General features: G+C 57.7%; 13 protein-coding genes. 6 read left to right on the forward strand and 7 right to left on the reverse strand.

Going from position 1 to position 18,072, the window contains the following annotated elements:
• Positions 1–11 precede the first annotated feature (11 nt).
• Entirely contained in the window at positions 12–2,798 is a 2,787-nt protein-coding gene (gene fdhF / locus ACR0MP_RS00555) for a formate dehydrogenase subunit alpha (RefSeq protein WP_170404492.1), read from the forward strand.
• A gap of 48 nt (positions 2,799–2,846) precedes the next feature.
• Here the strand turns inward: fdhF and ACR0MP_RS00560 are convergent, their stop codons facing one another.
• From ACR0MP_RS00560 to ACR0MP_RS00570, 3 genes are all read right to left on the reverse strand, one after another.
• A complete protein-coding gene (locus ACR0MP_RS00560; RefSeq protein WP_480885512.1) occupies positions 2,847–6,929 on the reverse strand; it encodes a translocation/assembly module TamB domain-containing protein in 4,083 nt (1,360 codons plus the stop codon).
• The gene (locus ACR0MP_RS00565; protein WP_480885514.1) at positions 6,929–8,734 is read right to left on the reverse strand and encodes an autotransporter assembly complex protein TamA; all 1,806 of its coding nucleotides are present in this window, start codon (positions 8,732–8,734) and stop codon (positions 6,929–6,931) included. The genes ACR0MP_RS00560 and ACR0MP_RS00565 overlap by 1 nt, the downstream gene beginning before the upstream one ends.
• A 153-nt stretch (positions 8,735–8,887) precedes the next feature.
• Positions 8,888–10,111 (reverse strand): urate hydroxylase PuuD, encoded by a 1,224-nt coding sequence (locus tag ACR0MP_RS00570; protein WP_170404482.1) that lies wholly within the window; start codon positions 10,109–10,111, stop codon positions 8,888–8,890.
• A 95-nt stretch (positions 10,112–10,206) separates the two neighbouring features.
• On the opposite strand from ACR0MP_RS00570, the gene ACR0MP_RS00575 reads away from it, so the two are divergent.
• Positions 10,207–11,121 carry a LysR family transcriptional regulator gene (locus tag ACR0MP_RS00575; RefSeq protein WP_170511345.1) on the forward strand — a complete coding sequence of 305 codons (915 nt, stop codon included), beginning with the start codon at positions 10,207–10,209 and terminating at the stop codon, positions 11,119–11,121.
• A gap of 2 nt (positions 11,122–11,123) precedes the next feature.
• On the opposite strand, the gene uraH is transcribed toward ACR0MP_RS00575, so the two are convergent.
• Positions 11,124–11,480: a hydroxyisourate hydrolase gene (uraH, locus tag ACR0MP_RS00580; protein WP_170736543.1), complete on the reverse strand. Its 357-nt coding sequence runs from the start codon at positions 11,478–11,480 to the stop codon at positions 11,124–11,126.
• Positions 11,481–11,643: 163 nt separating this feature from the next.
• Here uraH and puuE point away from each other — a divergent pair, with 163 nt between their 5' ends.
• From puuE to ACR0MP_RS00595, 3 genes are all read left to right on the forward strand, one after another.
• On the forward strand, positions 11,644–13,062 hold the full coding sequence (puuE, locus tag ACR0MP_RS00585; RefSeq protein WP_480885517.1) for an allantoinase PuuE: 1,419 nt from the start codon (positions 11,644–11,646) through the stop codon (positions 13,060–13,062).
• The gene (locus ACR0MP_RS00590) at positions 13,059–13,544 is read left to right on the forward strand and encodes an ureidoglycolate lyase (protein ID WP_170736538.1); all 486 of its coding nucleotides are present in this window, start codon (positions 13,059–13,061) and stop codon (positions 13,542–13,544) included. The genes puuE and ACR0MP_RS00590 overlap by 4 nt, the downstream gene beginning before the upstream one ends.
• A gap of 67 nt (positions 13,545–13,611) precedes the next feature.
• On the forward strand, positions 13,612–15,039 hold the full coding sequence (locus ACR0MP_RS00595; RefSeq protein ID WP_170424357.1) for a nucleobase:cation symporter-2 family protein: 1,428 nt from the start codon (positions 13,612–13,614) through the stop codon (positions 15,037–15,039).
• A 39-nt stretch (positions 15,040–15,078) separates the two neighbouring features.
• Here ACR0MP_RS00595 and ACR0MP_RS00600 read toward each other — a convergent pair whose 3' ends face one another.
• From ACR0MP_RS00600 to ACR0MP_RS00610, 3 genes are all read right to left on the reverse strand, one after another.
• Complete coding sequence (locus tag ACR0MP_RS00600; protein WP_480885519.1) at positions 15,079–16,068, reverse strand: type I glyceraldehyde-3-phosphate dehydrogenase; 990 nt, start codon at positions 16,066–16,068, stop codon at positions 15,079–15,081.
• 54 nt (positions 16,069–16,122) lie between these two features.
• Positions 16,123–16,446 (reverse strand): hypothetical protein, encoded by a 324-nt coding sequence (locus ACR0MP_RS00605; RefSeq protein ID WP_170397457.1) that lies wholly within the window; start codon positions 16,444–16,446, stop codon positions 16,123–16,125.
• Between the two features lie 102 nt (positions 16,447–16,548).
• On the reverse strand, positions 16,549–17,382 hold the full coding sequence (locus tag ACR0MP_RS00610; RefSeq protein ID WP_170736534.1) for a bifunctional allantoicase/(S)-ureidoglycine aminohydrolase: 834 nt from the start codon (positions 17,380–17,382) through the stop codon (positions 16,549–16,551).
• Positions 17,383–17,558: 176 nt separating this feature from the next.
• On the opposite strand from ACR0MP_RS00610, the gene ACR0MP_RS00615 reads away from it, so the two are divergent.
• Positions 17,559–17,915, forward strand: coding sequence for a hypothetical protein (locus ACR0MP_RS00615; protein WP_170736532.1), 357 nt, complete (start codon positions 17,559–17,561; stop codon positions 17,913–17,915).
• The last annotated feature ends 157 nt before the right edge of the window (positions 17,916–18,072 follow it).

Genomic DNA, 18,072 nt, shown 5'->3' on the forward strand with positions numbered 1-18,072 from the left:
GGGAGACAGCCATGCTTGATGCAAGCCCAAACAAGACCGTCACCTTCAACCTGAATGGCGAAGATGTCACCGTGCCCGAGGGCTGGACCATCTGGGAAGCCGCAAAGGGGCAGGGGTTCACTATCCCTCACCTGTGTCACAAGCCGCAACCCGGTTACAAACCCGACGGCAATTGCCGTGCCTGCATGGTCGAGGTAGAAGGCGAGCGCACGCTGGTCGCCTCGTGCATCCGTCCGGCAGCCGACGGCATGGTGGTTAAGACCGACAGCGACCGGGCCGAGAAATCGCGCGCGATGGTCATGGAGCTGTTGGTCGCGGATCAGCCTGAGGAAGCGCACGACACCTCCAGCCACTTCTGGGATATGGCCAAGCTGAACCATGTCAGCGACAGCCGTTTCCCGGCGAAAGAGGCCGAGAAAATCCCGCTGTTGGATGACAGCCACGTTGCGATGCGCGTCAATCTGGACGCTTGCATCAACTGCAACCTCTGCGTCCGGGCCTGCCGCGACGTGCAGGTCAACGACGTGATTGGTATGGCCGGTCGTGGCCACACAGCGCAGGTGGTGTTCGACCAGAACGACCCGATGGGTGCTTCGACCTGTGTGGCTTGTGGTGAATGCGTGCAGGCCTGCCCGACCGGTGCTTTGATGCCAGCAACCGTACTGGATGACCAGCAGCGAGGCGACAGCAAGGACTACGACTCGGAAACGGAAAGCGTCTGCCCGTTCTGCGGCGTGGGCTGTAAGGTTTCGCTCAAGGTCAAAGACGGCAAGGTGAAGTATGTCGAGGGCATCAACGGCCCTGCAAACGAAGGTCGTCTGTGCGTCAAAGGCCGCTTTGGCTTTGACTACATTCACCATCCGCATCGCCTGACCAAGCCGCTGATCCGTCGCGAGGATGCTCCAGCCAAGGGATTGAACGTCGATCCCGGCAACCTGGATACCCATTTCCGTGAAGCAACGTGGGAAGAGGCGATGGATTTGGCCGCGACCAAGCTGATAGACTTGCGCGACAAAGACCCACGCAGCGTTGCAGGCTTCGGCTCGGCCAAGTGCACCAACGAAGAAGCCTATCTGTTCCAGAAGTTCATCCGTCAGGGCTTCCGCCACAACAACGTCGACCACTGCACCCGTCTGTGCCACGCGTCATCTGTTGCGGCCCTGATTGAGAATGTGGGCTCGGGTGCTGTGACCGCGACCTTCAACGAGATCGAAAACGCGGATGTGGCGATCATCATCGGGGCCAACCCGATTGAAAACCACCCTGTCGCTGCGACCTACTTCAAGCAGTTCACCAAACGTGGTGGCAAGCTGATAGTTATGGACCCGCGCGGCGTTGGGATGCGTAAGTTTGCTGATGAGATGCTTCAATTCCGTCCCGGTGCGGATGTTTCGATGCTGAACGCGATCATGAACGTGATCGTGGAAGAAGAGCTCTATGACAGCCAGTACATCCACCGCTGGACCGAAAACTGGGAAGCCGAAAAAGAACACCTTCGCCAGTTCACGCCTGAGGCTATGTCGCCGATCTGTGGCATCGAACCGGATCAACTGCGCCGAGTGGCGCGCACCTTTGCGCAAGCCAAGGCCGGTCTGATTTTCTGGGGTATGGGTGTCAGCCAGCACATCCATGGCACCGACAACTCGCGCTGCTTGATCTCGTTGGCTCTGATGACCGGCAATGTTGGTAAACCCGGTGCAGGTCTTCACCCTCTGCGCGGGCAGAACAACGTACAAGGTGCCTCAGACGCGGGCCTGATCCCGATGTTCCTGCCGGACTATCAGTCCGTTACCGACGACGGCATTCGGGCCAAGTTCACTAACGTCTGGAATGACGACCGCGACTTCTCGAACGAGAAGGGGCTGACCGTCACCGAGATCATCGATCAGGCTTATGCGGGCAACATCAAGGGTATGTACATCCAGGGGGAAAACCCTGCCATGTCCGACCCCGATGTGAATCACGCGCGCGACGCACTGGCCAAGCTGGAACTGATGATCGTGCAGGATATCTTCCTGACCGAAACGGCGAACTATGCCGACATCATTCTGCCCGCCTCAGCGCTCTATGAGAAGAACGGCACCGTGTCGAACACCAACCGTCAGGTACAGCGTGTGCGGCCCGCCGTGACCCCTCCGGGTGAGGCGCGCGAGGATTGGAAGATCACCGTTGAGCTGGCGCAGCGGATCGGTTTGAACTGGGATTATTCCGATGTTTCTCAGGTCTTTGCTGAGATGAAGCTGACGATGAATTCGCTCGACAACATTACGTGGGAACGGCTTGAGACGGAGACGATCACTTACCCGTCACTGTCCGAGACAGACCCAGGTCAGGCGATTGTGTTCGGCGATGGTTTCCCACGTGCGGATGGTCGCGCCCGGTTCACGCCAGCCAGTGTCATCCCACCGGATGAGGCCCCGGATGATGAATACCCGATGATCGCCACCACTGGGCGCCAGCTGGAGCATTGGCATACCGGGTCGATGACCCGCCGGTCCAACGTTCTGGATGCCGTGGAACCTGAAGCGAACTGCTCGATGAACCCGCGTACATTGAAACTGATGGGAATTGAGCCGGGCGATATGATCCGTCTGACTACTCGCCGCGGTTCGATTGAAATCATGGTGCGGGCCGACCGGGCGATTGCCGAAGATATGGTGTTCATCCCGTTCGCCTATGTCGAGGCGGCGGCGAATATCCTGACCAACTCGGCCATCGATCCTTATGGCAAGATCCCCGAGTTCAAGTTCTCGGCAATTCGCGTCGAAAAGATCGCAGACGCCGTCGCGGCGGAATAGTCTTCAATCAACTGAAAAAAAGGCGGCCCTTTGGGGTCGCCTGTTTTTTCAGTAGTCGCGTTCGAAAAAGATACCCAAACCCGTCTCGCCCCGGCCATCCACCGTGCCGCGAACCGTGAAGCTGTCGGTGACGTCGAGGTTCAAGTTCACCTCGGTGTCACCTTCGGTATTGACGGTGAAATCGGTGTAGAGATTGTCGCTTAGATATGCGCCCGCACCAAGGCTGCCCCCGCCGCCCTCAGTTGCGCCTAGGTCGATAGTGTCCAGGCCCGTGGCCTCGCGCACCCCTTTGGTAGTATCCCCGCCCGCGCCGCTGAGTTGGGCAAGTGAGGCCGCCATCTGGGCGATCACAAAAGGCGACAGCTCCGAGAAGCGGTTGCCGAATAACAACATGGCCAGCGCTTCCTCGGTCGGGCGCTCTGGATCGGAGAATACGTCGACCTCGGGTGAGTCCAGCGGCCCGGCGATCTCGATCGTTGCGGTGCCGTCCGAGGTGCTGGAGGACGATTCAAACTCGATATATGGCGTCAGGTCACCCTGCAGGGTGACCACACCTTTAGTCAGCGCAAGGCGGCGACCAAGGATATCGATATTACCGCGGATAAGCTCAATCTGGCCTGACGGCACAACAGAAGTTGTAGTTCCACCAATTTGTATGCGACCGCCCAGTTCCGCGTTCACGCCGCGTCCTCGGACAAAAACTGCCTTGGGTGCAAGCAATCCGATGTCGAGCGTCATGCGCGAGTTGCTTTTAGTCTCATCCTCGGTTTCCACCAGATTGGCGCGTTCCCGCGTTACGAAACCGGCACGGCTTTCGTTCAGGTGTTGGATCGTCGGAATTGGTGCTGCGCCGACTGCTCCTGCGGCGGCTGCAAGATTGATGTTGGTTTCGCCAAAGTTGATCTGCCCGGCCAGCGAACTGTTACCGGCCAATGCCCCGGTCAGGGCGATCTGACCGTTCAATGTGGTCTCATAGAGCAGCTTGTCTGTCAGCACGAGATTGTTGAGCGCTGTGGTTATCTGGGCGTTGAAGGGTGGCGTCAGATCAATCGGGCCGTTGACGGTAAACCCTCCGCCCGCTCGTAACCCACCCTGCAGTGCAATCGTGGCGCGGCTTTGCGCGATGTTTACGGAACCCCCGATGCCAGTGATTGTCTGTCCCACATCGGGCAAGGCCATCGACGCGCCGGATGTTGAAATCGTTCCGCTAAGCGCATCCAGCGCAGGTGCCCCTTTCAGGGCCAGGTCGAACCGGGCAGTACCGGCCAGATTGTTGGGAGAGATAAATGCATTGGCGATACCGATGTTGACACCGCCCTGCATCTTCAGGTCCGCTTCGCCGCTGGTTTCGTTAAAGGTCCCGGCAACCGTTGAATTGATATCGGCCGGGCCATTAGCCTTTGCGTCGATGGTCCACATCCCATCTTCGCGGCGGGCGGTACCACTGGCGGCGACGGTTCCGGGGAAATCGGGCACAAAACGTTCGACCCGATTCAGGCGGGCGTCAAAATTTAGATCCGCGGTGCCACCGGTTTCTACAGTTCCGGTTAAATTGGCGTACGAGCTATCTGGTCCCTGCAGGCGCGCATTGCCTTCCAAACCGGACCCTGTAGGGGCGACGTTGCCATCCAGCGTGAGCGGCCCGGACAATGTCGAAGATAGACGGCCGATGTCGTCCAGCATGGCCGAGAAATCGAGGCCACCGGCCTCCCGATCCAATCGGCCCGATGCATCTGCGGTCAGCGCGGTTCCGTTCAGACTGAAAGTGCGGATGTTCAGCCCCTGATCATCGTTGGCGGCATCCACGTTCAGCGTGGTTCGTCCCTGTACCAACGCATCTACGGCTTGGATACCCGTGGCAAGGTCGTCTGCGCTCAGGTTGCCTTTGATATCAAAGGCCTTGCTGCTTTGCGCGGCCCGACCGGTGACGTCGGCATCAATCGACCCGGCCAGATCAAGCCCGGCGAGGCCGGAGAACAAAGACAGGTCGGGGGCGTTCAGCTTGGCGCTTCCATCCACCGCGATGTTTCCGGTGGGGTCATCGATGGTTGCGCCTACCTCAGCAGTAATAGCAGCACTTTTGACCGTGGCGTTTCGAATAACGATTTGGTTGCCCAAATGCGCACCGTCCAGATTGATTGACGTCCGGCCTTTCAACAGCGGGTCGAACTCGCTCATCCCGGTTTCGATATTTGTTCCGATCACGCTGGCTTGGCCGTCGAATTCCAACGTCTGTACGGTGCCTTTGCCATCCAGCCGGGCCTGTAATGCGCCCGCCAGATCACGCTGTGCGATGCCTGAGAACACCGCCAGATCGGGGGCGTTCACGCTGGCCTGACCGTCAATTGTCAGATTGCCATTTGGCGTCGTGACCGTGCCGCTGGCCTGCGCTGTCAGAGCGTCGCCATTCACGGTGAAATCGCGAATTGTTACCCCTTCGGTGTCGCGTTTGGCATCCAGAACGATTTCGGTTTCACCCGTGATCATTGGATCAATATCGTCACGCCCGGTCACCAGATCACGCCCATTCACCGTGACCTTGCCGTCAAAGCTGCGTTCCAGTGGCGAGCCCTTTCCAACCACCTGTATCGAAGCTTCGCCACCAAGTTGAAGCTGAGCCAGGTCCGAGAAACGCGACAGGTCGGTTGCCTGCAGCAGCGCCGTGCCATCAACCTGCAACCCGGTCGCAAGCCCGCTGATCAACGCATCAGCGTCTAGGGTATAGTCGCTGCCGACCAGTTCGACCCCGGACAATTGCAATGTCTGGTCGCTGCCGTACTCGAACTGTCCATCCAGTGTGATCTGATTTCCGACGGCGGCATTCAGTGCGGCATCTGTCAGATCAATGCCATCCAACACAGCCTGCAGATCGCCATCGACCGACAGCCCACTGGATTGATCTAGCGTGCCTTGCCCGCTGATCCGTGCATGATCGAGGTTCAGGTTGGGGGTTTCAATCTTGTTGGTCGTCAGGCTCAGGTCCCAGAGATTGCCATTCTCGGTATTGTACAAGGCCGAAATCTGCGCCGCGCCGATTGACGTATCGCCGCCGCTGACGGGCAGGACGACCTTGTCACCTTCGGGCGGCGTGATACGGCCTTGCAGGGCGACCAGTTTCAAAACACCGCCCGAAGCAAGGCTGAGTTCGCTTTTGAGGTCCAGCGCTTCCGAGGTAATCTCGATATCCGATACATCCAGCGCCCCGTCAGAATGGGTGCGCCCATCTACGAACAGCCGTGTGTCGGTACCGAAGAACGTGTCCATCTCTTCGGCCAGAAACGGCGTCAGGTCGCCTCCGACATCGGCAGTAAACGCGATTCCATCGGAGGCGTTGCCACTCTCTTCGGCTGTGCGCAGTCGTACCTGACCGGACACGCGAAGCTGCTGATCGCTGCTTAGACCGATATCAGCATTAAAATCCGTTATCGGCCCCGAGCCTTTTGCAGTCAGCTCAAGCGGCGGGGCATCGGGGATGGACAGGGCCGTTGCGATCAGACCGCCTGAGGCTTCGGCTACGGTCAAGTCCAGATCGATCTGGCGGCTGTCGTTCTGAAAGCCTGCTTTCAGATCAATCGTGTCCCCGGCGCGGTCCAGTCGGTCGATATCCAGCGTAGTATCCAGTGTTCCATCAGCCAGCGATAGGTTGCCGTTCACGGCAAGCTCGGCAGCGACGCCGATCATCGGCTCACCTAAAGAAAGGTCATCGACACGCAGCTCTCCGATTTCAATCGAAACCGGAAGCTCAGGTAGCTGGAAGGGTTGGGTTTCGGCTGAAGGGGGCGGTGCGTCCTTTGTTGTTGTACCGGGTGCGCGGGCGATATCGATTTCCTGCGCCGATAGTGTGTTGACCGAGAACCGACCGCGCAGCAGTGCCAATCGGTTCCAGTCCAATTCAGCGTTTTTAATGGTGAGCCAGACGCCGTCGTCATCGGCGACTGTGATTTCCTGAATCGTCGCACGCGAACTTAAGGCACCTTCAAGGCCGATCACCCGCACATTCTGATCATCACCGGACAGGGTATCTTGCAGAAACTGCTCGATCATGCTGCCGCCCTCTTCCTGAGCGGTCGCCGCGATGGGAACGGTGATCGCTGCTGAACTTAGCAACAGGGGATATACAACGCGACGCATCAAAAGGCCTGCCCGATCCCGAGGTAGAATTGCAGCCCGTCACCCGTATCGCCCTGAACCGGCACCGCAAGGTCAAAGCGCAAGGGCCCGAAGCCGCCCAGATCATAACGGATTCCAAGGCCCGCGCCAGAATGCTCTTCCGCGCCGCTGCCGATGAATGAGGACGTGTCGACTACACCGTAGTCATAAAACCCAACCAACGAGATTGCGTCAGTGACTTTGCCTCGGACCTCGGCTGAGAGCCCCAGAAAAGATTTGCCACCGGCGACACCATCCCCGACGGGGATACCTAGGCTTTCAAATGGCTGACCCCGTACTGTACCGGCACCACCCGAGAAGAACAGGAAATCTGGTGTCACACCATCTGCCGGAGGTCCGAGGACCGATCCCAACTGCACCCGGCCTGCCAACACCAGCCGACCGGCGGTGCCCAGATCGTTATAGGCGCGACCGTCAAAGAACATTCTCAGGCCGGTATCCGACCCGGAGAACCCGACAAAGGGCATGACTTGCGAGTCTAGATAATAACCGCGCGTCGCGCTGACCTTGCTGTCGCGTTGATCCCATTCTGACCGGAACGGAAGAATGAAGTATCGAAACTTGCGCCCATCGCCATAGGCGTCATCTGCGTCCGACCATTGGAAACCTGCCGAGGCTTCGGCGTAGAGGCGGTCAGAGAATGTGCGGCGTGCACCATAGGCAAGCGAGGCGACGGTGACGTTGTAGTTTTCGGTATTGCGCCGCTCCAACAGCGCGCTCCAGAATGTATTGTCGTCAGGGCCCAGACGATCAGGTTGATCCAGCCGCAGACCAATACGTCCATCGATATCCTCGGCACCGCCGATATTGCGGATTGCCGCCTCGAACCGCAGCCTTTCGGCTCGCCGGAAGACGTTTCGATGGGTCCACGTAGCGGTAAGATCAACCCCGTCGCGCGAAGCAATCTCGGCCCCGAAGGTTAGGCGGCGCGGTGGCAGGTCTTCGAAAGTTGCGTCGAAATCCAGCGTGCCATCCGGGTTCGGCTCATCTTTTTCCTTGAGCGAAACCGTAGCGAATGTGCCGGTGCGCCGCAGGCGGGTGCCAACCTTTTGGACCTGTTCAGGCGAATAAACCTCACCCGACGGGAAGCCTGCGACTTTCTCGATCGATCGATGGCGGACATTTGTATCGCCCTGAATGATCATTTTACCGAACCGCAGCCTTGGCCCCGGAGCCAGATCAATTGTCGCGTCCAGCCGTGCCTGCGCATGGCGCGCTATTACTTTCTGATCTTCCACTTCCGCCTTGGCATGGCCTGTATCGCGCCAGCCCTGCACCCCGGCCGAAGCCGCCTGTTGGATCGCTCCGGTGGTCGCGGTCTTGCCCGTGGCGAACTCTTCGGGCAGTTCCGTGCCCGGTGCCAGCGGTTGCACGACAGCCGTTCCGAACTTGAACTTCCGTCCCGGTGTGACAAGGATAGTCGCCCGTTTGAATTGGGCTGGAACGTTCAGCGAATTGATTTTGGCGGCTTCCTGCCCGTCAAGCTTGATGCTGACGACGGGGCTGAAATAGCCTTCATCGTACATGATCTGAACGATGGTGCGGTAATCGGACAAAGCTGCCGACAGTATTTCCAGTGACGTATCAAGACCACGCGATTCCGAGGTGAAGATGGATGAAGTCTCTTCCAAGCGGTCGACCAGATCTTCAGATGCACCAGGGGCGGATAGGGTCGTTTCTAGCGCGGTAGCAAGATTGGGGGGCAAGGCCACAATCGCACCAAAAAGCCAGCCTCTCAGATCGCTGCGCGGTCTGCTCCCTGTCATTGTCTGGCTCCAACTGCCCCAAGTCGAAATCGCTATGGCCGCGAAACAAAACGAATGCGGCGTGTTGAATTCATTTAGAGCATCTGACGGCGCTTAGGGGAAGAACTAAACAAAGTTCAGGTGTTTTTATTGGCAAACTCGTGTGCCAATCCGCTACAGACCGGCATTTCGGAACCAGCGAACAATCGCATCCCGGTCTTCAGGTTCCATATAGGTCACGTTCGCGGGAGGCATGGCATGTGTGACGCCGGATTGCAGATAAATCTGTTGCGCGTTCTGTGCAATGTCGGCTTCGGTTTCCAGCAGGACACCTTTGGGTGCCCACAGGATGCCTTCCCAGACAGGCTCGCGCGCGTGGCACATAGAACAGCGACCCAGAACTATGTCCTGTGCTTCTTGAAAGCCATCCGCTGATGCGAATTTCTGTTCGTAGGGCGTTAGTTGCCGTGCTTCGGCCTCTTCCAACGGGTCGTTCATCGAAGCGGTCGACAACCACATGATGGTCATGAACAGCAAAGCCGTTACCAGCCAAGTCCAGGTTGGGTTTCCAGCGCGCGCGTGGCGGGTGTTGAAATAGTGCCGGATTGTGACACCCATCAGGAAGACCAGCGCGGCGATGATCCAATTGTACTCGGTCGCAAAAGCCAGCGGATAGTGGTTCGACAACATCAGAAACACGACCGGCAATGTCAGATAGTTGTTGTGGGTCGAACGCAGCTTGGCGATCTTGCCGTATTTCGGATCAGGTGTGCGCCCGTTCTTTAGGTCGTCCACCACAATGCGCTGGTTTGGCATGATGATGAAGAACACATTTGCGGTCATGATTGTGGCCGTGAAAGCCCCCAGATGCAGCATCATCGCGCGACCGGTGAATATCTGGTTATATCCCCAGCCCATAATCACCAGCAGCACGAACAGAAGAACCATCAGCAATGTCGGACGCTCGCCCAATCCCGACTTGCAAAGAAAATCGTAGACCAGCCAACCGACAGTCAGCGAGGCAGCCGAGATCAATATGCCTTGCCATAGCGCCAGATCCGCCTTTTGGGCATCGATCAGATAGAGCTCTCCGCCTACCCAGTAGACGATCATCAGTAGCGCGGCACCGCTGAGCCATGTGGCATAGCTTTCCCATTTAAACCAGGTCAGGTGGTCGGGCATACGCTCCGGAGCGACGAGATATTTCTGGATGTGATAGAATCCTCCGCCATGGACTTGCCATTCCTCGCCGTCCGCCGGTCCGGGGATATCGCGGTTCAAACCAAGATCCAGCGCGATGAAGTAGAAGGATGATCCGATCCAGGCAATCGCGGTGATAACGTGCAACCAGCGCACGCCAAAACCAATCCAATCCCAGAAAACGGCGAAGTCGTACATGCTTATGTCTCCGATTGCGTTGCGCCACACTAGGCAAACGGGCTTTTCTTCGGTATTCCCGTATATTGTCAAACTGTATCAAAAAAAACGATAAGATGTCCTATCTCGACAACATTCGAACCTTTGTCCGGGTCTATGACTTGGGCAGCATGTCAGCCGCCGGGCGGGATATGAGAATTTCACCTGCGGTGACGTCGGCGCGAATTTCGCAGTTGGAGGATCATCTGGGAGTACGCCTGTTTCAGCGCACAACTCGGAACCTGACACCAACGGAACAGGGGCGGGCGTTCTACCCCGGCGCGGTTGCGGTTCTGGATGCAGTTGATGAGGCAGAGGCCCAGGTCACGCATCTGACCGAAGCCCCCCGCGGGTCTCTGTTTGTTGCCGCGCCTTTAGGTGTCGGGCGCCGGTTATTGGCGCCTCATGTACCTGATTTTCTGTCAGAATACCCTGAGATTGATGTGCGCCTAAGACTGACAGACCGCTCGGTTGATCTGACCACCGAAGGCTTGGATCTGGCTTTTTTCATCGGTCAGCCCGAAGACAGCACATTGCGCATTCGCAAGATTGCGGATTGTCAGCGTGTGCTATGCGCGGCCCCTGATTACGTGAGCCGATGTGGGATGCCCGAAGCTGGATCCGATCTGATTTCAGGCAAGCATGAATGCTTGAACCTGCGCTTCCCCGGCGCGGCAGAGTTTCAGTGGATGCTGGAAACACCCGATGGCCCGAAACGATTTGCTGTCTCGGGCAGGTATGAATGTGACGATGGTGATGTTTTGACCGATTGGGCGCTGTCTGGGCAAGGTATTGCCATGAAACCCGTTTTTGAGGTGTCAGAGCATTTGAAGGCGGGGAGGCTGATCCCGGTGGCGATGAAGACGCCTCCGGTTCCCGTGCAAATGGCCTGCCTTTATACGCATCGCCGCCATCAGGACCCGAAGGCGCGGCTGTTTATGGATTTCATGATTGACCGGATCGGCAAAGTGGTTCGAAGCGCCGAAGTCTAGGGCTAGCTGCCCCGGTAAGTCGAATAGCCGTAGGGGGACAACAGCAGCGGAACGTGGTAGTGCGCGTCCGCATCGGACATGCCAAAGCGGATCGGCACCTGATCCAGAAACAGAGGATCATCGCCATCCTGACCCGTCGCGCGCAGGTAATCTCCGGCGAAGAATATCAGCTCATAAGTGCCGGTTTTAAAGTCGTCCTGCGGTAAGATCGGGCTATTGGTTCGGCCATCCGCGTTGGTTTCCATCTCGACCAGTTTAAGGTGCGAGTTCCCTGACACTTTGTAGAGCGCGATTTTCAACCCCTCAGCGGGGCAGCCGCGCGCCGTGTCGAGAACGTGGGTTGTCAGATAGCCAGCCAAGGGTCTCTCCTATGTGTTTCTTTTGGTGTGCCACAGTCTGGGCCAAACCACAAAATGGTTGAAATGCCGAAAGAACTGGAAACAGTGTTCGGATTGATTTGATAATCAATGGACCGTTTCTGCGGTAAAGCTGTCAAAACACCTAATCGGACTGGAAGACCCTATGCAGCCGCCTCGTTACCCCCGCGATATGATCGGATACGGAGCCAACCCACCTGACGCCGCATGGCCCGGCGGTGCAAAACTGGCTGTGCAGATTGTGTTGAACTACGAAGAAGGTGGCGAAAACTGTGTTCTGCACGGGGACGCTGCGTCCGAGGCGTTCTTGTCCGAGATCGTTGGGGCGGCGCAGTGGCCGGGCCAGCGTCATTGGAACATGGAATCGATCTATGAATACGGCTCGCGGTCGGGGTTCTGGCGCCTGCATCGCTTGATGAAAGACCTACCGATCACCGTTTATGGTGTGGCTACCGCGTTAGCGCGTTCGCCAGATCAGGTTGCGGCGATGAAATCGGCAGGGTGGGAGATTGCCAGCCATGGCCTGAAATGGGTCGAGCACAAGGATATGCCCGAGGCGGAAGAACGGGCCCAGATCGCCGAAGCGATCCGTCTGCATGCCGAAGTCGTAGGGGATCGCCCGCGCGGCTGGTACACTGGGCGCTGTTCGGACAACACCGTGCGTCTGGTCGCCGAGGAAGGTGGCTTTGCTTATGTTGCCGATACCTATGCAGACGATCTACCCTACTGGATGCAAACCGGTGGTCGGGATCAGTTGATTGTTCCCTACACGCTGGATTGCAACGACATGCGCTTTGCGACGCCACAGGGGTTCAACGCCGGGGATCAGTTCTATTCTTATCTGAAAGACAGTTTCGACGCGCTTTATGCCGAAGGTGAGGCTGGTGCACCCAAGATGCTGTCGATCGGTTTGCACTGTCGCCTGATCGGGCGACCGGGACGCGTCATGGCGCTGAAACGGTTTCTGGATTACGCGCGCGGGTTCTCGGACGTGTGGTTCGCGACGCGATTGCAGATTGCCGAGCATTGGGCCGAAAAGCACCCGGCGGCTGAGCGTCCACAACCCTCGCAAATGGGCCGCGAAGAATTCGTCTCTGCGTATGGAGGTATCTTCGAGCATTCCGCTTGGATCGCCGAGCGCGCCTATGATCTGGAATTGGGCGCGGCGCATGACACGGCAGGCGGATTACACAGTGCTTTGACCCGCATGTTCCGGTCCGCCTCAACCGAGGAACGGTTGGGCGTTTTGACAGCCCACCCTGATCTGGCCGGCAAACTGGCGCAGGCTAAGCGGCTGACACAGGAAAGCACGTCCGAGCAAGCCTCGGCAGGGCTTGATGCGCTGACGGATGAGGAACGCGCCACCTTCACCGAACTGAACCAGCGCTATACGAAAAAATTCGGTTTTCCGTTCATCATTGCCGTACGGGACCACAACAAGGCTTCGATCCTAAACGCATTCGAACGGCGCATCGAACAGGATCGCGAAACCGAGTTCGCCGAGGCCTGCCGACAGGTCGAGCGGATTGCCGAGTTCCGTCTTCGCGTTGTGCTGCCCTCATGACGCGGATTGTCGCTGAACCGATCTCGGCCGAAGCTTTCGCACCGTTTGGTGATCTGATTGATGTGTCAGGTGAGGCCGACAAGATCATCAACCAGGGCCAGTGCGGGCGGTATCATGATCGGGCAAGGCTGGATTTCGGTGATGCCCAAGCGGGCATCAGCCTGTTCAATGCAAACCCACGCGAACTGCCTTATCAGCTAGCGATGGTTGAGCGTCATCCCGACGGCAGCCAGGCGTTCATTCCGATGACTCACCAGCCCTTTCTCGTGATCGTCGCCCCGGATGAGGAGGGGCAACCGGGTCGTCCTCGCGCGTTCATTACACAGCCAGGACAGGCGGTGAACTATCACCGGGGAACATGGCACGGAGTCCTGACACCCTTGCATGGACCCGGTCTGTTCGCAGTCGTTGATCGGATCGGGGAAGGCCCGAACTTGGAGGAATACTGGTTCAGCACACCGTACGAGGTGGTCAACCACTGAAACCAGAACCGAAGCCGCCAGAGAAGCGGTAAGAACCCCATTGGATCTTAGGGAGGACAATGAGATCATGGCTGAAACTTCGATAGGGACGCCCGAACAGCTTCGGGACCCGAACTTCACACCCGCCTTGCACAAGGCGATACCGCTGGGCATTCAGCACGTTTTGGCGATGTTCGTCTCGAACGTGACACCGGCCATCATCGTGGCGGGTGCTGCCGGGTTTGGATTTGGGTCGAACTCCCCAGATTTTCCCGAACTGCTGTACCTGATCCAGATGTCGATGCTGTTTGCAGGGCTGGCGACCCTGCTGCAGACTATCACGATTGGCCCGGTTGGAGCGGCTCTGCCGATTGTACAAGGAACGAGCTTTGCGTTTTTACCCATCATGATCCCTCTGGTCGCCGGAAAAGGCGTGGATGCCTTAGGGGCGCTGTTTTGCGGCGTCCTGGTCGGGGGCTTGTTTCATGCCTTTCTTGGCCTCTTCATAGGCAAGATACGGTTTGCGCTTCCGCCGCTGGTCACCGGACTTGTCGTAACAATGATCGGTTTGGCGCTGGTCAAGGTCGGTATTCAATACGCGGCCGGTGGCGTGCCTGCGATTGGCACCCCGGAATACGGATCGCTGCTTAACTGGTCGGCAGCTTTGGTTGTGGTTGTTGTGACGCTTGGCCTCAAGTTCTTTGCACGCGGTATGCTGTCGGTGTCTGCCGTACTGGTTGGTTTGGCCATCGGCTACGTCTATGCCCTGATGGTCGGGATGGTGACGTTCGAGGCCATTGGCACAAGTTGGTCACGTGCCTCTGCCTTTGCTCTGCCCGTGCCGTTTAAATATGGGTTTGAGTTCTCTCTGGCCGCCGTGATCGGCTTTTGTCTCATGTCTTTCGTCTCGGCCATCGAGACCGTCGGTGACGTATCGGGAATCACCAAAGGTGGTGCAGGTCGCGAAGCAACCGACAAGGAAATCGCGGGCGCGACTTATGCAGATGGTTTCGGAACAGCGATTGCCGGTATGTTTGGCGGGTTTCCCAATACGTCCTTCAGCCAGAATGTCGGTTTGATTGCGATGACGGGCGTCATGAGCCGCCATGTCGTGACCTGTGGAGCTATCTTCCTGATCCTGTGTGGCCTTGTTCCAAAAGTCGGGGCAATTATCCGCACCGTGCCTATCGAAGTGCTGGGCGGTGGTGTGATCGTCATGTTCGGCATGGTGGTCGCGGCAGGTATCTCGATGCTGTCAGACGTGGATTGGAACCGTCGCAACATGGTGATCTTTGCGATTTCGCTGTCGATCGGTCTTGGGTTGCAGCTGGAACCCGGCGCGGTTCAGCACCTACCTGATACACTTCGTATCCTGATGACCAGCGGCCTGCTGCCCGCAGCGCTGATCGCCATTGTACTGAATTTGGTCCTGCCAGAAGAATTGGCCGAAGAATCGACTGAAGAGGTTTCAGGGGGTATGGCCGGTCACGGGGCGGGTAGCCTACCTCACGATTGAAGTCTTGAAGTAATCCGCAGCGTGCTTCAGCGCTGCGGATTACCCGGCGTTTGCCATCAGGCGCGCGACATCCAGCATACGGGCTGAAAACCCCCATTCATTGTCGTACCAGCCAAAAACCCTGATCTGCCTCTCTCCAATCATGCGCGTCTCGGGCCCCGCCACCACCAGTGACTCAGGGCGGGACCGCAAATCAGATGACACCAAGGGCAGATCGGTCCATCCCAGCACGGCAGAAGCTGCGACCGCGTCGCGAAACGCTTGTTCGAATTGATCTGGGCTCATGCCACGTTCGAGCGTGGCGACAAGATCAATGGCAGATACGCTGGCCGTCGGAACACGCACCGCGGCCCCCGACACACGACCGGCCAGGTCTGGCAAGACGATATCAATCAAATGCGTCGCGCTCGAGGTCGTGGGCACCATCGACAATGCCCCGGCGCGCGATCGGGCTAGATCCCCGCGTGGCGCATCGACCATCGGCTGGCTGTTTGTATAGCAGTGGATGGTGGTCATGTGCCCGGACACAAGCCCGCCGATTTCATCAATCAGCTTGACGAGCGGTGCCAGACCATTGGTGGTGCAGGATGCATTTGAAACGATCCGTGCGCTGCCCAATTGATCTTCGTTTGCCCCCAGCACCAGTGTGACTTCGGCAGCGGGTGAAGGGCCGGAAATCAACACTTTATCCGCCCCAGCAGTCAAGCCCCGGCTGGCCACGTCGGATGTTCGCGCGATGCCGGTGCAATCGAGCATGACATCGACGCCGGACAGATCGACCTGTGCCAAATCGGCGCTGTGAGACATCAGAATAACGCGGCCATCGATATTCAGTGCTTCACCTTCGGTCGTGACCGAACCCTGATAGGGGCCAAACGTGCTGTCATATTTGAACAGGTATGCGCATGTTTCCAGCGGTGCGATATCGTTGATCAGCACTAGTTCTACATCCGAATGCTGCGGCAGGCTTAAGACCTGACGCAGAATGGTGCGGCCGATACGGCCGAATCCGTTGATCGCGAGTTTCATGCGCAAGCTATGGCAGGCAGATCAGGCGATCTCAATCAAAGTATTGTACCAATTTCAGTTGCAGCTGACCTGCGAAAAGAACTGGCCCGAAATGTTCTGATACATGCTGGAATAGATCGCCTTGCAGCCAGTCGCCTTCTGTATCGCGGCCATTGCCTGGATGGTGCGAAGACGTGGCGGCGGGCCAAAGGGGTTCAGATTGTTATTATCCCGCGTCGCCCGATAAACCACAGGCGCGTCCGAGACCTGCGTCACCGCCCATGTGCGGCTCATGACGAAAACGGATTTGGTTTCTTCCTTGGCTGCGACCGGGGCGGCGTTGAACGCCGAAAGGCCAAGGGTGGCAACCAGTGCAATCATCGTACCGCGCAGTAACATCGAACAATCTCCAGTGCTGAAAACTCATTTGATTTCATCAGATTCCAGCGATTCTGTGAACCCCTTTACCTGAACTTGACCCGGTAAAGCCCCGATCGTCAGCTACCTAGACGGTACAGACAACGGCATGTGCCTATTCACATCCTTGTACAACAGATAGCGAAACCGTCCCGGTCCGCCTGCGTAACAGGCCTGTGGGCAGAAAGCGCGCAGCCACATGTAGTCACCGGCCTCGACCTCGACCCAATCCTGATTGAGCCGGTAAACAGCCTTGCCTTCAAGCACATAAAGGCCGTGTTCCATCACATGGGTTTCGGCAAAGGGAATCACGCCACCGGGTTCGAAATTGACGATGTTGACATGCATATCGTGACGCAGGTCCTGCGGATCGGTGAAGCGGGTGGTAGACCAGCGGCCTTCGGTGCCAGGCATTTCGTTGGGTACCACGTCGCGTTCATTGGTGATGATCGGGTCAGGGGCGGGCAGGCCGGGCACTGCATCATAAGCCTTGCGCACCCAATGGAACCGGGCAACTGAATCGCCATGGTTGTGCAGCGCCCAGTCGCTGCCCGGGGGGATATAGGCATATCCACCGATCTCAAGAACATGATCCGCTTCGTTCAGGGTCAGCGTAACGCTGCCCTCGACCACGAAGATCACCCCTTGCGCATTTGGGTCGGTTTCAGGCGTATCGCTGCCACCGCCGGGCTGCACCTCCATTATGTATTGCGAGAATGTCTCGGCAAAACCACTCAAAGGCCGGGATAAGACCCAAAGACGTGTATTCTCCCAGAAAGGCAGAAAGCTGGTGACGATGTCGCGCATCGTGCCCTTGGGGATTACCGCATAGGCATCGGTGAACATGGCACGGTCGGTCAACAGTTGCTCTTGCCCCGGATGTCCGCCTGTCGGTGCATAATATTTAGGATGTGTCATCAAATGCCTCTGCTTCGTCTGGGCACAATATGAGGCGATCTCACGGGCGGACCTAGCGCCCGCCTTGCGAAAGGTTTGTTCGGGATAATTTGAAGGTGGCCAAGTGGGGCTTGGCCGCACACGCATAGAGGTATATCTATGGACGTGAAAGTCATTCAAATCGGCGAGGCCCTTTGATGAAAGCCTTTGTTTACACAGCGCTGGTTGCTGCACTTTTTCTGGGGGTGGGTGGAATAGCACAGGCTAAACCACTTTCCCGAATCATCGCGGAGATGGGGTTGAGCCCCGCTGACTTTGAGGTGTTGAACGACACCTCAAACGCGTTGCTGTCGACGGGCACTCCATCCGTGGGGCAGGAGAGGGCTTGGCTCAATCAGGACACCGGCTCGAAGGGGACAATCCGCGTGCAAAGCGTTCAGGGCAATTGTGTGATACTTCAGCACTTTGTGCAGCCTGAAGGTACTGCACAGGCCCGCGATATCAGAACGCGCCGCTGCAAGACCGCTGATGGGAACTGGATCCTGACACCTTAAAGGCCGTTGCCTTGGCCAGCACCCGAACTAGCACAGCTGCACCCTTGTGATTTGCTCCAGCTAATCTGACTGCAGGCCCCCTGCTGGGTATCGCATTGATGCTGGACCGGGCTCAATTTGCGTGAATGACGTTCCGTCACTTAGCTGGACACCCTCA

Source organism: Ruegeria sp. K3 (assembly GCF_056531845.1).

Coding starts and splice junctions, on each gene's coding strand:
- ACR0MP_RS00610 (WP_170736534.1), bottom strand. CDS start 17,382: ATGACACATCCTAAATATTATGCACCGACAGGCGGACATCCGGGGCAA.
- puuE (WP_480885517.1), top strand. CDS start 11,644: ATGCAGCCGCCTCGTTACCCCCGCGATATGATCGGATACGGAGCCAAC.
- ACR0MP_RS00595 (WP_170424357.1), top strand. CDS start 13,612: ATGGCTGAAACTTCGATAGGGACGCCCGAACAGCTTCGGGACCCGAAC.
- ACR0MP_RS00605 (WP_170397457.1), bottom strand. CDS start 16,446: ATGTTACTGCGCGGTACGATGATTGCACTGGTTGCCACCCTTGGCCTT.
- ACR0MP_RS00560 (WP_480885512.1), bottom strand. CDS start 6,929: ATGCGTCGCGTTGTATATCCCCTGTTGCTAAGTTCAGCAGCGATCACC.
- ACR0MP_RS00575 (WP_170511345.1), top strand. CDS start 10,207: ATGTCCTATCTCGACAACATTCGAACCTTTGTCCGGGTCTATGACTTG.
- ACR0MP_RS00565 (WP_480885514.1), bottom strand. CDS start 8,734: ATGACAGGGAGCAGACCGCGCAGCGATCTGAGAGGCTGGCTTTTTGGT.
- ACR0MP_RS00590 (WP_170736538.1), top strand. CDS start 13,059: ATGACGCGGATTGTCGCTGAACCGATCTCGGCCGAAGCTTTCGCACCG.
- ACR0MP_RS00570 (WP_170404482.1), bottom strand. CDS start 10,111: ATGTACGACTTCGCCGTTTTCTGGGATTGGATTGGTTTTGGCGTGCGC.
- ACR0MP_RS00600 (WP_480885519.1), bottom strand. CDS start 16,068: ATGAAACTCGCGATCAACGGATTCGGCCGTATCGGCCGCACCATTCTG.
- ACR0MP_RS00615 (WP_170736532.1), top strand. CDS start 17,559: ATGAAAGCCTTTGTTTACACAGCGCTGGTTGCTGCACTTTTTCTGGGG.
- fdhF (WP_170404492.1), top strand. CDS start 12: ATGCTTGATGCAAGCCCAAACAAGACCGTCACCTTCAACCTGAATGGC.